The sequence below is a fragment of the Metamycoplasma hominis ATCC 23114 genome (genome assembly GCF_000085865.1).
GTDB lineage: Bacteria > Bacillota_I > Bacilli_A > Mycoplasmatales > Metamycoplasmataceae > Metamycoplasma > Metamycoplasma hominis.
Map to the genome: position 1 here is coordinate 216858 of NC_013511.1, position 15442 is coordinate 232299.

Below are 15442 nucleotides of genomic sequence, written 5' to 3' on the forward strand. Positions count from 1 at the left end.
ATTGTTAAATTTAATGATAATTGAAATAAGGTAGGTTAAAATGGAAGATTTATTAAGAAAAGTTCCTAAGACAAAAAAAGAATTGAAGATATATTCGGTATTAATCAATAAAATAGTTTCTTGATTAAAGCAAAAAATAAACTCCTCAAATTCCAAAGGTATAACATTAGGAATATCAGGTGGAATTGATAGTTCAACATTAGCGTTAATTTCTGAATTAGCTTTTCCAAATGGTTGCAAATTTTATTATTTAAAAACAGAAAATGATTCATATACAGAAAGCCATATTAAACTTTTGCAACTTAAATTAAAGACAAAAATTGAAATTATTAATTTAAGTTCTTGCTTTAAAAAAATAGTAAAGATTGCAAATATAATAAACCAAGGTTCAATTGCAAATACTAAATCCAGATTATTTATGACAACATTATATGGTCTTGCATTTCAAAACAAAAATCTTGTGCTTGGCACAGATAATTTTGATGAATATTATTTGGGATATTTTACAAAATATGGAGACGGTGGATGCGATTTACTGCCTTTTGCTAACATAAAAAAATCTGATGTATATGCTATGGCGAGTTTGTTGGGTGTTCCACAGGAAATTATTGATAAAAAACCTAGTGCAACATTATACAAAAATCAATATGATGAAGAAGAATTAGGATTTAAATACTCAGATTTTGAAAAATATCTATTAGATCAAACATCTGTTTCTGAGGAATTAATTAAAAAGATAAAGAATATTCACAAGCAAACTGAACACAAAAGAAAAGCAATCCCCAAGGGTCCAAAATTAAAATAATGTTCAATATAAAAATTCAAGCATCCTTACCTAAATGCTTGAATTTTTATATTGTTTTTTATGCTTTTAAATTGTTTGCTTTTGTTCAATTGCTAAAAAAATTATTTAAGTTTAATGTTTTTATTGTTGAAATGTTTAGTTTAATTAATCCTTTGTTTTCGATATTAAATAAGGGGTTGTAAATATTCAGGGTATAATCATTAATTTTTTCATTTCACAATTTAAAATTACTATTTAACTTTAAATTGATAATGCCATTAAAGTGACTTGGAATGTAAAATCCTTTTTTGATTGAATTATTATATGATTTAATTTTTAAAAAATCTTGTGTTTCTTTGCTAAAAATATATGAATCATTTAGAAAGTAATTAAAAGTATAAGAAAGGGGTCCATTTTTTTCTAAAGTATATTCTAATTTGTTAGTAATATTTAATTTATTATTTTGACTATAAAAATTAATTGAATCAAAAATTGGATTTTTTAATTCTGGATAATCATAAATAATTTTTTTGTTATGTTGGTTTGTTTCAATAAAGCTTTGCGAATATCCAATGTGATTTCAGGGCATATTTTGTTTCAGCTGATTGAATTTAAAATATGTAACAAAAAATTCTTTAACTACAGTTGCAGAAGAATTATTAACATCTTCTTTAAAACTCTTGTCAGTAAGAAAAATATCAATATTTTTTAGGGTTCTTGTTTTAAAATCTGAGTCTATATTTCTATTATCTGATAGGTTATTTGCTAAGTCATAGTTAATAAGAATATTGGCTCCGACTTTATAGCTCAAATAATCTCTAATTTTTGTATAAGCATCAATTTTTATTATCAGTTTTTTTTCTAAAAATATAGGTTTTCCATCTTCATATTTATCAATTTTAAAGTGAATATATTCATCATTTGTTTTATGATAAATCGACAAATTTAGAGATTTTTTATTTATTGAAATTTCTTTTTTTGTAGCAACTTCATAAATCAATCTATGAATTGAGAAAGTGATTGATAATTTATTGCTTTTTTCATCTCTATTTATTTTGATAAATATTGGATATTTTTTTAGCATCGTATTAGATACTAAAGTATTCGATTTTAAAGATTTTGAAGCAGATATTTTAAAAGTTACATCTTCACAAATATAGTTTTTTGCCAGGATATCATTTGCCTTTTTTTCAACAACTATTTGGTACAATCTTTCTTTTCTTCTTTAAAAATATTTTCTTTGAATTCACAAATCAATCTAGTTTTTGCTATAAAATACAAATAATAAAAGGGGATTCAATATTTATATAAATCGTGTTGCTTCTTTTCTTTGTCTATTTTATATTTTTCCATTGATCCTCCGGTGTCTAGAATTTGCCTTCTAGACATAATAATGTAACCATGAAAATTAAGGATTTTGCCAAATTTTGGGAATTGTGAAATCTCTTATTTATTACATAAATAAAGAAAATTTATTGTCTAAAAAATCAAGAATCAAGCAATTGCTAAAATTAAATAATTTAATTTACGATAATATGATGATTTAGAAAAGAAAAAGTCTGTTCACTTAATATCATCTTTAAGTTCTTTAAAATATTTAATATAAATACATTTCAAATCATCACTCAATGAAGATTCAAACAATTTTGCTGTTTTTAAAACATTCTTTTGAATTAAAAATTTAAGTGAAATTAAATTCTCTTTATTAAAAATTTCGGGAATTTTATTTATATCTATTTTAATTTTTCGTTCCCTTAACTCTTTTATTATTTCCTTAAAATAATTAAAACATTTTAAAAAGAATGCTCTGTTGCTACTACGACGCATTTTTTGCCTCCATTTAAATTGCGTTTTGTATGATTTTATATCTTTATTTTTAGTAAATAATTTCAAAAAAAGTTAAATAAAAATCTAAAAAAAAGTAAGTTATACAAAAAAAACTTACTTTTAGGTTTTGTATTTTTGATTTTATAAATATTTGTCAGGATGTTCAATTTTCATTTTTTTAATAAATTCATCTTTATCAAGAGAACCATATTTTTTCATTAATTCTTGACATTCTTTATATTCATTTTCGGCTCAAACAACATCTTCAAATCCTGTTACTAATGTAGCATTTTTACCCTTAAATTCTTTATAAGTAGAAAAGAAATTTCTTACTTGAACTAATCACATTTGATCGACATCTGCCAATGATTTAATATTATCTAATCTATAATCATCTGCGTGAACTGCAATTAATTTAGTATCTGTTTCGCCACCATCAATCATTTTCATTGCACCAATTAGTCTTGCATTTAATGATGTTCCGGGTAAAAAACTTTCTGAAGAATAAACTAATACATCCAATTCATCTCCGTCTCAATCTAGTGCATCAGATAAATAGCCATAATTTGCAGGATATTTAAAATCACCTCTTAAAATTCTGTCAACTTTGATTTTGTTGCTTTTGCGGTCATATTCATATTTAATTTTTGAATCTTTACTAATTTCAATGTTTACTTCTAAATTTTTCATATGCTTATTTTATCACTTTCATAGAAATTCCTTATTGTTTGGGAAAAAAATAAGAGTTTTCGCTTATTTTTCCCAAATGAAATAATAGTCAGAAAAATCCAATAAACTTAAAAGTATGAGGAGCAAAAATGAAAATATATTTATATGGAAAAATAATGCACGTAAACACTAACTATTTAATTTTAGATCATAATGGTGAGGGTGAATTGATATACGTGGCAGATATAAAAAGATTTAATAAGGATGATCTGAGAAAAATATTTATTTACGATGTGGTAAATGAATATAAAAAAACTACTTATGGATTTGAAAATTTTAAAGAATTAATAATTTTTGAAGATTTAATTTCATTACAAGGTTTAGGACCTAAGACAGCAATTTCTCTTCTAAATTTAGGATGAGAAAATTTAATTCAACTAATTGCAAACGAAGATAAAGATAAATTATGCGAAGCGTCTTATGTAAGTTTGAGGATTGCAAACAATATAATTTTTGCCTATAAACAAAAATATGCAAAATTTTTATCAAAATTAAGCGATGAAGATTTACTTAAAATCAAGAGCAAAAACACAAGCGACTCTTTAAGAGAAAAATTTGAATATACAATGAGAATGCTCGGTTTTAAAAAACAACAAATTTCATACGCATTAGAAAAAATGAGTATAACCGAAAATATTGAAGAATCAGTTGAAAATGCAATAAAAATAATTGGAATGAAGCAAAATGAGTCAAGAGTTCTCGATCAATAGTTTTGATGAATTTGTAGGCCAAGAAAAACTAATTTCCACTATTAAAATAATAATAGAATCTGCAAAGGTTCAAAAAAAACAAATTGATCATTTACTATTTTACGGCCCGCCAGGTTTAGGAAAAACTACACTTGCTAAAATAATTTCAAAAGAAACAAAAAGCAATATTGTTTATGTTCAAGGTCCATTAATCGAAAAAAAGAGTGATGTATTGACTATTTTTTCTTCAATAAATGATAATGACATAATTTTTATTGATGAAATTCATGGCATAAACAAAAATATTGAAGAATTATTTTATTCAGCATTAGAAGAAGGAACAATTGATGTTGCGTTGGGCGTTGATGGTGATAAAAAAATCATGAGAATGAAACTAAAAAAATTTTGTTTGATTGCTGCCACAACAAAAATCAATTTATTATCCAAACCATTAAAAGATCGTTTTGGCTATATAGGAAAATTAAGCGATTATAGCGACTTAGAAATTGCTAAGATAATTTTTAACTCTGCAACTAAAAATAAGATAAAAATTAAAAATGATGCGATTAATTTTATTGCAATTCATTCAAGGCAAACACCAAGAGTCGCTAATACTCTTTTAAAAAGAGTTAATGATTTTGCCATATATTACAAAATTGATCTAATTGACTTGGAAACCGTGAAGAAAGCCTTTTCGTATTTAGGTATTTATTTGTATGGTTTGTATTCGCCTCAAATTGAATATTTAAAAACATTACATAAAGTATTTAATGACAAATTTTCTTCGCTTGATGCGATAAGTTCAATAATTAAGGATGATAAATATACTATTTTAAATGATATTGAGCCTATATTATTGATTTATAAGTTAATTGAGAAATCACCCCGTGGTAGAAAAATTACAAACAATGGCATAGAATATTTAAAGAGTCAAAATATAATTACTTAATTACTAAGTAATTTTAATATTTTAGATAACATGCATTTTTTAGTATAATTATTAACTATATGAAGAAAACAAAAATTTTAAACAATAAATTTAGATGAGTTATTAGCATTTTTTTAATTTTAATTTTATTGATTGTGACAATTTTAGGATCGATTTTTTATTTGTTTCCGCAACTTAAAAAACAATCCAATTCAAATGTTACATTTGCTAAAATTGGGTTAAAAATAGAAAGGGAAAATCAAAAAGAAAACTCGTATAAAAAATCATATGGATTATCAGATCAAGAAATTTTGAATTTGACTAAGAATTACATAGGAAACCAAAACGGGGTTTTAAGTACTTCATATGATATTAATTTAGTATCTAAAAATTTGATTTCTGCTACTAGTTATCAAGATAAAACAGATAAGGATGTTAATAATTTAATATCCAATTTTGTTAATAAGCCTTATTTAACAGTAACTGATGGTGGCGGTAATCCATTATTTTATAAAGGTGAATATGTTTCTAGGTTTTATCCAAATCCTGATGTTCCTAGAACTCTTAAAGATTTTTTGAAAAATGGACCTCAAAACTACAATATTAGCGTAGAAAAAAATCCAGCAACAACCTACAACAAATTTGGTGCAAGACAAAAAATTCAAGTTAAATTGGATGAATATGGATGGGATAGTTTTGTGCAAATGATAAACGAGTACATGCTTGCAACAAATTTATCTTTACAACGTAATAGAAAAGCCTCGCGTGAAGAAATTATAAATAACCCAGGCAATAAAATTTACTTTTGAATGAATTTGGCAGAATTCATTCGCAGAGCAAAAACCGAGTTTCCAGATGAATGAAAGGCAGCAGGAGAAAATCCTATAAACTTTGCTTATGTTGGAAATTCTGCTTTGCCTGAAATAAAAAAGGACAAAAAAGGGAATATCATTGATATTAAATATCCTGTTTTAAAATCAAAAGAAATTAATGCAAGAAAATATTTGATATCAGCAGTCAATCCCGCAACATCTAGAATACTTTCAACCGAAAAAAATGAATCATCATTTTATTTGGCAAACGAAAATCTTGAAGGTTTAAGCGATGAATATATTGCTGCTGCAATTAACTATTCATATGCCCCATTTAAATTAACTAAAACTTACAATTATTTTTTAACTGGTAGTTCAACAAATCAAAATAGATATTTAGCAGTTTTAGCAATTTTATTTTCATTGTTTGCAGTATTTTTGATCGCAAAATATCGTTTATATGGAATCGTATCATCAATATGCTTGGCATTTATGATATTTGTGTTTTTATCAATTATTACTTCATTTAATATATATATAACGGGAGCGGTAGCATTTACTTTCTTAATTTCTACATTCTTAACATTTTTAATGATTTGGCAAATATTAAGACGTCTAGATAAAGAAGTAAATTCAGGTTCTAACGGAATAAAAGCAACAAATAAATCATTAAGGTTTGGAATAATATCAACACTTGATATTGCCTTTGCATTAATTGTGGTTTCAATATTTACTATTTTTATAAAAACTTCATATTTAAATGCGATGGGCATAATGCTATTTATTGGATTGGTTTCTGGATTGATTATTGGAGTATTGGTCAATGCGTTAATAATGTGAAATTTAATAAAAACAGAAACGTTTGATAAAAGAACAAATTGAATTGTTTGAAATAGCAAAAGAGCAAATTCTTTGATAGCAAAGATTGATTTAATCTCAAAATCAAAATATTTTAGTATAGGTTTTGCAATATTTGTAATATTAACCATTGTATTCTATGGAATATATAGCGGTGTATTTGAAAGTACAAAATTAGGAATTAATGCTAGTGAAACATTAGCAAATAATTACTTATATTCTATTCAAAAATCATCAATAAATGGTGATTGAAATAAAACTGAAGTTGATCAAATTATTAAATATTGAAAAGAATTAAATATTTCAAATGCAAATATTTTCTTTGAAAAATCAAGTTTAACTAACGACTCATATAATTTATTAATTTCTTCAGCGGACAAGATTGATTCAACTAAATTAGAAGCTTTAAAGACATTTATTAATACTAAAATTTCAGCTATAGGTAATGAATTTGATTTGAACATACACGAAATATCATTAAATGCAAATGGTGAATTAATCAATTTTGGATTTACTATTTTAATAATTGTGGTTTCATTAATAATTTGTGGAATATATAGCATTATAAGATTTGGTTTAATAGCGTTTTTTGTAATGTGAATAAACGAAATATTAGCAGTTATAAGTTCAATAGTTTGATTAATAATTTGCCATGGACAATTTAACAATGGAATTTTAGGAGCATTGATATTATCTACTGCATTTAGTGTAGTTGATTCTATCTCTAATTCTCAAACAATCAAGGAAGAATTTGGCAATAATTTAAATACAAAAAATTACATATTTGAAATTGGCCAAATAAACAATATATTTAAAAAATATGTAATAGAATCTTTGAATAAAAACATCTTCAATATATTCTTTGCAATTATTTTTGTGGCATCTACATATACGTTGATGACAGGCTTTAATGCAACAACAATATTGGTAACTTCAATGTTTATTATTTCAAATTCATTTATCAATTTATTTATATTACCAAACATTTGAAGATTGATGTATATAAAGAGATATTCAATCAAGCAAAAGAGAATTGAAACTAAATATTGAGAAACAGAAAAGATTAGCGAACAAACATTTGTTGGTATTAATGATTTTAATATCTAAAAAAGGAGGAACCAATGTTTCAAAGACTTAAAGGCACAAGAGATATATATGGGTTAGAAGAAAAGGTTTTGAATTTGATAGAAAATAAATTTTTTAAAATTATAAAAAATTACAATTTTAAAAGAATTTGCACACCGATAATTGAAGACGCTAACTTGTTTATAAGATCAGTTGGTGAAACTAGTGACATTGTTTCAAAAGAGATGTATCTGTTTAAGGATAATGGCCAAAGAGACATTGCCTTAAGACCAGAAGGAACCGCTTCAACAATAAGAGCTTTTGTAGAAAACAAAATAAATAATTTAGAACCTACTAAATTAGCCTATTTTGGACCTATGTTTAGATACGAACGCCCTCAAAAAGGTCGCTATAGACAATTTATTCAGGGAGGAGTTGAATTAATTGAAAATTCAACTATTGAGAATAATTTTGAAATAATAAAATTGGCATATGATTTTTTAAAGTCGTTAAAAATTAGTAACATTACTTTAGAAATAAATAATTTGGGCTCTTTTGAGTCAAGAAATAACTACATAGAAATATTAAAAGAATATTTTTCTAAATACAAAGAACAATTGAATGAAATTTCTTTAATTAGATTGCAAAAGAATGTTTTGAGAATCTTAGATGATAAAGAAGAAATAAAAAAAGATTTTGTAAAAAATGCTCCAAAATTAATAGATTATTTATCTTCAATTGAAAAAGAAAGATTTAAAAATTTACTAGATTTACTAGATGAATTTGAAATCAAATATGTAATAAATCCCTACTTAGTCAGGGGACTTGATTACTACAATGATGTTGTTTTTGAATTTGTTTCAAATTCAGATGCCCTTGGTTCGCAATGTACCGTTCTTGGGGGTGGAAGATATGATGGTATGATTAAAAGTTTTGGCGGACCTGATATAGGTTCTATTGGGTTTGCATTTGGAGTAGATAGATTAATGGAAATAATAATGTCAAATATTGACAATTATCCAGAGCTAAGTTTTAATGAAACGATATTAATTGCTTATTTGAATGAAGATGAAAAAAATGAAATAAGAAAAATTGCTTATGATTTGAGAAGGAATTTTCAAGTAATTTTTCCAAGTCAAAAACAATCAATTAAGAGTTTGTTTAAACTTCAATATAAATTGCAACCAAAATATTTAATTTTTAAAGAATTAAATATGAAAAAAAATGAGTTGAAAATAAAATCACTTTTAAATGAAAGAAATATAATTTATACTAATTTAGACGAATTTAAAAATATTATTAGTGAAATGAAAAGAGATGAAAACAATGAATAAAAATTATTGTGGAACATTATGTATTAATGATTTAAACAAAGAAGTAGAGCTTTGTGGATGAATTGCAAACAAAAGAAAATTTAAGCAACAAGTTTTTATTGACTTAAGAGATTCAAGTGGCGTAGTGCAATTAATATTTCAAAATGTATCAGATCCTTTATTAACTAAAGAAAGTTGTATTTATGTAAAAGGAACTGTTCAAAAGCGTTTAGAAGTTAATCCAGCATTAAAAACCGGAGAAATCGAAGTTATAGTTTCTGATTATAAAATTTTTAATTCAGCAAAGCAAATACCTTTTGAAATTAACAATTCAAAATCAACAAATGATGCAAACGAAGATATAAGATTGGAATATCGTTTTCTTGATTTAAGAGAAGAAAGAATGCTTAACAATTTAAGATTAAGACATAAATTCTTACTTTTGGTAAGAAATTTCTTCGATAAACAAGGTTATATTGAAGTGGAAACCCCAATTTTAGGTAAATCAACTCCCGAAGGAGCTAGAGATTACTTGGTTCCTACTAGAAGAAAAGGAAGATTTTTTGCATTACCTCAATCACCACAACTATTTAAGCAATTATTGATGGCTGCTGGATTTGAAAAATATTTCCAAATTGCCAGGGTTTTTAGAGATGAAGATTTAAGAAAAGATAGACAACCAGAATTCACTCAATTAGATATTGAAATGTCATTTGGAAGTCAAGAAGAAATATTTAAATTATGTGAAGATATGTGAAAGGATGTACTTTCACAATTGGGGTACAAAATTGAAACTCCATTTCCAAAAATGGACTTTTTCTATTCAATGGCTCATTATGGAAATGATAAACCAGATACAAGATTTGGATTTTTAATTGAAGATTATTCAAAACAATTTGCGGCCAAATATAATAAGAAATTTGTAAAAGCTATTGTTTTTGACAGAAATATAAATGAACATAAACAAATAATTAATGAAACTTTTAAAAAGAATAATGGACAAATATTAGACATATTCGACTTAAAAGAAGCAAACCAAAATGAATTCCAATGTCTTTTAGATAAGGCAAAAGAAGATAATATTTCAACCCCATGAGCAATAATTTCAGCTAATGATTTAGAAGAAGATGCATTGAAATCACTTGGAGCAATTAGAACAATTGCAAATGATTTATACAAATTAGCAGATCCAAATCAATTGAATTTCTTATGATTGGTAAATTGACCTATGTTTGAATATGACAGAGAAACAAAAACATATTCACCTGCTCACCATGCGTTCACACAATTTGAAGAATCTACAATGAAATATTTAGAAACTGGAGAGCTTGAAAAAGTTAGAGCTAAATCATACGATTTAGTGTTAAATGGATTTGAATTAGGATCTGGTTCTATAAGAATTTATGATCCAAAGATTCAAAAGAAAATGTTCGACGTAATTAATCTAAGTGAAAAACAACAACAAGATCGTTTCGGATTCTTTTTAAAAGCATTTGAATATGGTCTACCTCCTCACAATGGTATTGCATTTGGAGTTGAAAGAATTTTAATGATTTTAACCAAATCAGAATCAATTAGAGATGTAATTGCATTTCCTAAAAATGCTAAAGGTATTGACTTGTTGACATCAGCTCCTAGCGATGTGACAAAAGAACAATTAGATGAATATGGATTGGAACTTAAAATTAATAAAAAATAATAATATATAAATTAAAATATATGGGTAATAGTTAAATTAATAATTTGATTTTAATTATAAACAAAACAACATAAAAAAAGAAAGGGATTTTATGCATGCTGCTTCAATAGCCTTAACAGTTATATTGGTAATAATTTCATTTGCGATAATTGGAATTTCATTTATTATGGCTCCTGATTCAAATAGTTTTAGTGGAGCTTTAGTTGGTTCAAATGACCTAGACTTGTTCAAAGTATCAAAAGAAAGAGGAATTAAAAAAGTATTAAAGTGATCAATGATTACTTTAGGTATATTACTTTTTATATTCTTGATCGCTTTAAGAGTTGTAATACAAAATGGTTAGAATTTTTAAATAAAGATGACATATATAAAAAATTTTAAAAATAAGAATAACAACCCTAAAATTAATGAAGAACAAGTATTAAAATGCATAAGAGAAAGTGATGGAATTACTTTTATTGAAATTGCAAAAAAATTAAGAATTCCTGCTTTTTTGAATTTTGAATTATCAGAAATATTAAATAACTATTTATCTAAAAAATTAATTGATACGAAAAGCGATGAAAAATACATCGCTATTTATTTTCTAACTAAAGTACAAAAGGAAATATCAATAACTGCCAAAAGATTAGGATTTATTGATTTTGAAATGCAAGAAGAATCTCAAACTAAAGTATTTAGTGCCTTTCTTGCGCCTTTTCAATTAAAAGCGGTATTGGACAAAGATTTATTGCTTGCAAATATTTATTATTATTATGAAAATGGCATAAAAAAATATAAAGGCGATATTATTCAAATTTTAAATCACGCAAGAAAAACTATTGTTGGAACTATTGAAAAGAGCGCAAATAAACTGTTTTTTAATGCTTATGATGAAAAAGATAGGGCTAAATTTGAAATTATTAATGAAAAAGAATGCCCAGATATAACAAAATTGAAAAATTCATTGGTATCTTGTGAGATTTTAAAACCAAATAATAAAAAAGTTGCTATTGCATATAAAAATATAATTGGTAATATTAATGATAAAGAACATGTGATTAAAAAAATCATTGCCCAAAATGATGTAAATGTCAATTTTCCACAAAATTTATTAGAATATGTTTCCTCAATACCTTCTTTTGTTTCACAAGAAGAAATTAATTCAAGAATAAATTTAATAGATTTAATGACAGTTACAATTGACGGTCTTGACACTAAAGATTTTGATGACGCCATTTCGTGTTATAAAAATGAAAAGAATAATTGAAAGTTATTTATTCATATTGCCGATGTTTCATACTATGTTAAGGAAAACGATTTAATAGATAATGAGGCTTTATTGCGTGGCACAAGCATTTACTTACCCGATAGGGTTATACCAATGTTGCCGGTTGAATTGTCTAACGGAATTTGTTCATTAAACCCAAATGAAGTCAGAGCTTGTATAACATTGGAATTAGAAATAGACAAGCAAGGGAACAATATATCATATAAAATTTATCCTAGTGTTATAAAATCAAATTATAGATTGACTTATAATGAAGTTAATGATTTTTATAGCAATATAAAAAGTGTTCCTGATGATGTTGCAAATATGCTGTTGCATGCACGAGATCTTGCAAAAATTATTAGAAGTAAAAAAATATCCGAAGGTTATGTTGACTTTGAAATTCAAGAATCAAAAGTTATAATGGATGGAACAAAGGTTGTTGATATCAAGGTGAAAGAAGAAGGCGAAAGCGAAAAATTAATTGAAGACTTCATGGTTCGGGCAAACGAAACCGTTGCTCAAATGATGACTAATTTAAAAATTCCTTCAATTTATAGAATTCACGAAAAACCTTCACCTGAAAAACTAACTTTATTGCAAGAATTATTCAATTTTTGTGGATTTAAGGATGTAAAAGTTCCTTATGATGGAGAACCAAAATCATTTGGAGAAATGATTGCAAAATTAAAAGAACATAAATTTGATGATTTTATTAAAATGGCATTATTAAGAACAATGCAAAAAGCAATATATTCATCAAATAATATTGGCCATTTCGGTTTAGCTTCAAAAGCTTACTCACATTTTACTAGTCCAATTAGAAGATATCCAGACTTATTGCTACATAGGTTGATAAGAACTTATATTTTTGAAAAGAAAGAAATAACACCCGATTTATCAGAAACGCTAAAACAAAAAATAAGTCAAATTGCTTTAATGAATAGTGAATCTGAAAAAAATGCAATGGTTGTTGAACGAAGTGTTGTTGATGTTAGAAAATCGGAATTCTTTGAAAATTTAATTAATAAGCAATTTTTTGCAACATTAGTATCAATAGAAAAATTTGGAATGTTTTTTAACATTGACGAATATCAAACAAGTGTTTTAGTTCGTTTTGAAAATCTCACGATTCCAACTAATAAAGACAACGATTTTCAAGCATCATCTAAAAATAAAATCTATAAAGCAGGCAATAAGTATTTAATTACTATCACTTCGATAGATCACGAAAAAGGAAATGTAAATGCAACATTAGCTTAGCATTGACATTTTTTTATTAATTAATTAAAAATAATTTTAATAGTTATATTTTTTTATAAAATAATAGTATGCCCAAATTGATAATTTCAAATAAATTTATAAAATCAAATTATGAAATTGATTCCACATATGAATGTGGCATTTCGTTATTAGGTTGAGAAGTCAAGAGTTTAAGGGCAAAAAATGCAAAACTTGATAATTCTTTTTGTTCAATTAGTAATAACCTAGAATTATGAATCAATAATTTAAATATTGCTCAATATATGCAGGTAAAAGGCGATTTAAAAAGAAGTAGAAAATTGCTAATGCATAAATCAGAAATATTAAAATTAAAAAACAAGCAAGAAAAATTTTCTTTTGTTATTGTTCCGGCTTCGATATATTGAAGCAATAATCATATTAAGGTAGAAATAGCTTTAGCTAAAGCTTTAAAAAAATATGATAAGCGAGCTAAAGAAAGAGAAAACGAAATAAAGAAACAAATAAAATCAAGTTATTAAGGGGGCGTACAGGCTTCGACATACATGCAAGTTATTAAGTTGCAGTAGTTTGGCAAACTATAATGCTACTAGGCTTTTTAAGCGCAGAAGAAAAACAAAACAAACAATCATTTGTTTTAAATCAAATGATGTCATCAAATCCAGTTTTTGCATACTAATAAATTCTGGTAGGCTAATGAATAGCTCGGTTCATTGCTAGCCTTTGGAGAGCTCAGCAATTAAAGTGGCGTTTTAATTGCAAAATTATGCCAATGGTTATTATGAAGATTGTTAATTTGATAATAATATAACCAAACATAAAATTAACTAAACTGTAGATACTTAATAATGAACATGTGTGGACCGGGGTTCGATTCCCCGCGCTTCCACCATATGAAAAATAAAGAGATCAGCGTTTTATGATCTCTTTTTCTTTTAATTTGGTGATATTTTTTTTAAAATAAAAATAAATAATAAAAATTATTTTTATTTTTTATAAAATTAAAATAATCTAGTTATTAAAATTAATAAATTAAATATAGTTTTATAAAACTTATTTAACTTTAATATAATTTTAACTATAAATATATAAGGAGGGGAAATGGCGGTCAGATTAGTAGTAAAGCATGAAGATGGTTGGGCAGTCAAAAATCCAAAAGGAAAAAGAGCATTGAGAGTATTTAAGACTCAAAAAGAAGCTGTTCAATATGCAAAAACTTTGCAAGATACTTCATCTGTAAATGTTCAGTCTAAAGCTGGGAAGTTTAGAAAGTTCACAAGCTAAAATGGCAATATTATTAAATGGTAAAGCAATCTCTTTAAAAGTTAAAGAAGATTTAAAAAAAGCTATTGAAAAAATGCCTCAAGAAATTAGACCTACTTTAGGAATTTTACAAGTAGGCGATTTAAGTGAGTCAAATATTTATGTAAAAAATAAACTTAAATATGCTTCTGACATAGGATTAAATACAAAACTAATAAAATTGCAACAAAATGCAAGTAAATTGCAAATCGCTGAAGCAATAGAATTATTAAATAAACAAAGCACCGGATTTATAGTTCAAATTCCAATGCAAACTAATCAAATTATAGATAGTCAAGAAATATTGGATTTAATAAGCATAGATCACGATATTGATGGTCTAACCTCTTTTAATCTTGATTTAAAAAATCCTAATAATTATTTTTTATCAGCTACTGCTAGTGGAATTTTTTTACTTTTAAACAAATACAATATTCTTTATAAAAATGCAAAAATTGGAGTTATTGGTCAAAGCAAAATTGTCGGGTACCCATTGGCAAATTTCTTAGTTTTAAAAGGATATAACGTATTTAGATACAATAAAGATACTCCTAAAAATAATATTAAAGACTTGGATATAATAATTGTTGCAACCGGCACAAAAGACCCAATCACATACGACCAAGTAAAACCTGGGGCGGTTATTATCGATGTTGGAATACACAGAGATAGCAATAATAAAATTTCAGGGGATTTAAATTTTAATGAATTTTCTAATGTTGCCTCATTTATAACCCCTGTTCCCGGAGGGGTTGGTCCAATGACTATTTCGGCATTGCTCATTAATCTTTTAAAAGCAAGTTCCTTGCAAAATCCAATTATTGTACCATATCTTAAATTTTTAAAATCATATTTTAATTAAAAATTTTTTAGCTGATTTTGAAGGCTAAAAAATTTTTTTAAATTTGATTTATATTATTATTTTTTTGTAAAATAATATCACAT

At 25.7% G+C, this 15442-nt stretch carries 15 protein-coding genes and 1 other RNA gene; 12 read left to right on the forward strand and 4 right to left on the reverse strand.

Annotation, left to right across the window (positions count from 1 at the left end):
• Nucleotides 1-40 precede the first annotated feature (40 nt).
• Nucleotides 41-805 carry an NAD(+) synthase gene (nadE, locus tag MHO_RS01030; protein ID WP_012855457.1) on the forward strand — a complete coding sequence of 255 codons (765 nt, stop codon included), beginning with the start codon at nt 41-43 and terminating at the stop codon, nt 803-805.
• Between the two features lie 58 nt (nt 806-863).
• On the opposite strand, the gene MHO_RS05350 is transcribed toward nadE, so the two are convergent.
• The 4 genes from MHO_RS05350 to MHO_RS01045 form a co-directional block, all read right to left on the reverse strand.
• The gene (locus MHO_RS05350; protein WP_012855458.1) at nt 864-1994 is read right to left on the reverse strand and encodes an MHO_1580 family protein; all 1131 of its coding nucleotides are present in this window, start codon (nt 1992-1994) and stop codon (nt 864-866) included.
• The gene (locus MHO_RS05355) at nt 1982-2173 is read right to left on the reverse strand and encodes a hypothetical protein (RefSeq protein ID WP_044329478.1); all 192 of its coding nucleotides are present in this window, start codon (nt 2171-2173) and stop codon (nt 1982-1984) included. Before MHO_RS05355 ends, MHO_RS05350 begins: the two co-directional genes overlap by 13 nt.
• A gap of 90 nt (nt 2174-2263) precedes the next feature.
• The gene (locus MHO_RS01040; protein ID WP_012855459.1) at nt 2264-2611 is read right to left on the reverse strand and encodes a hypothetical protein; all 348 of its coding nucleotides are present in this window, start codon (nt 2609-2611) and stop codon (nt 2264-2266) included.
• Nucleotides 2612-2752: 141 nt separating this feature from the next.
• A complete protein-coding gene (locus MHO_RS01045; RefSeq protein ID WP_012855460.1) occupies nt 2753-3301 on the reverse strand; it encodes an inorganic diphosphatase in 549 nt (182 codons plus the stop codon).
• Nucleotides 3302-3429: 128 nt separating this feature from the next.
• On the opposite strand from MHO_RS01045, the gene ruvA reads away from it, so the two are divergent.
• The 11 genes from ruvA to MHO_RS01095 all read left to right on the forward strand — a co-directional run bounded on the left by ruvA (nt 3430) and on the right by MHO_RS01095 (nt 15359).
• Entirely contained in the window at nt 3430-4050 is a 621-nt protein-coding gene (gene ruvA, locus MHO_RS05360) for a Holliday junction branch migration protein RuvA (RefSeq protein ID WP_012855461.1), read from the forward strand.
• The gene (gene ruvB / locus MHO_RS01055; protein WP_012855462.1) at nt 4025-4978 is read left to right on the forward strand and encodes a Holliday junction branch migration DNA helicase RuvB; all 954 of its coding nucleotides are present in this window, start codon (nt 4025-4027) and stop codon (nt 4976-4978) included. The genes ruvA and ruvB overlap by 26 nt, the downstream gene beginning before the upstream one ends.
• Before the next feature lie 59 nt (nt 4979-5037).
• Complete coding sequence (gene secDF / locus MHO_RS05365) at nt 5038-7734, forward strand: protein translocase subunit SecDF (RefSeq protein WP_012855463.1); 2697 nt, start codon at nt 5038-5040, stop codon at nt 7732-7734.
• Between the two features lie 14 nt (nt 7735-7748).
• Nucleotides 7749-9026: a histidine--tRNA ligase gene (gene hisS, locus MHO_RS01065; RefSeq protein ID WP_012855464.1), complete on the forward strand. Its 1278-nt coding sequence runs from the start codon at nt 7749-7751 to the stop codon at nt 9024-9026.
• Nucleotides 9010-10704, forward strand: a complete 1695-nt coding sequence (gene aspS, locus MHO_RS05370; RefSeq protein WP_012855465.1) for an aspartate--tRNA ligase — start codon at nt 9010-9012, stop codon at nt 10702-10704. Before hisS ends, aspS begins: the two co-directional genes overlap by 17 nt.
• Before the next feature lie 91 nt (nt 10705-10795).
• Nucleotides 10796-11047 (forward strand): preprotein translocase subunit SecG, encoded by a 252-nt coding sequence (gene secG / locus MHO_RS01075; protein WP_012855466.1) that lies wholly within the window; start codon nt 10796-10798, stop codon nt 11045-11047.
• A gap of 15 nt (nt 11048-11062) precedes the next feature.
• Nucleotides 11063-13216: a ribonuclease R gene (gene rnr, locus MHO_RS05375; RefSeq protein WP_012855467.1), complete on the forward strand. Its 2154-nt coding sequence runs from the start codon at nt 11063-11065 to the stop codon at nt 13214-13216.
• Nucleotides 13217-13284: 68 nt separating this feature from the next.
• Nucleotides 13285-13716 carry an SsrA-binding protein SmpB gene (gene smpB / locus MHO_RS05380; protein WP_012855468.1) on the forward strand — a complete coding sequence of 144 codons (432 nt, stop codon included), beginning with the start codon at nt 13285-13287 and terminating at the stop codon, nt 13714-13716.
• Nucleotides 13717-14087: a transfer-messenger RNA gene (gene ssrA, locus MHO_RS03000) on the forward strand. It abuts the gene before it with no gap.
• A gap of 209 nt (nt 14088-14296) precedes the next feature.
• Nucleotides 14297-14479 carry a DUF2188 domain-containing protein gene (locus tag MHO_RS01090; protein WP_020002640.1) on the forward strand — a complete coding sequence of 61 codons (183 nt, stop codon included), beginning with the start codon at nt 14297-14299 and terminating at the stop codon, nt 14477-14479.
• 1 nt (nt 14480) lies between these two features.
• Nucleotides 14481-15359 (forward strand): bifunctional 5,10-methylenetetrahydrofolate dehydrogenase/5,10-methenyltetrahydrofolate cyclohydrolase, encoded by an 879-nt coding sequence (locus MHO_RS01095; protein ID WP_012855469.1) that lies wholly within the window; start codon nt 14481-14483, stop codon nt 15357-15359.
• Nucleotides 15360-15442: the final 83 nt, after the last annotated feature.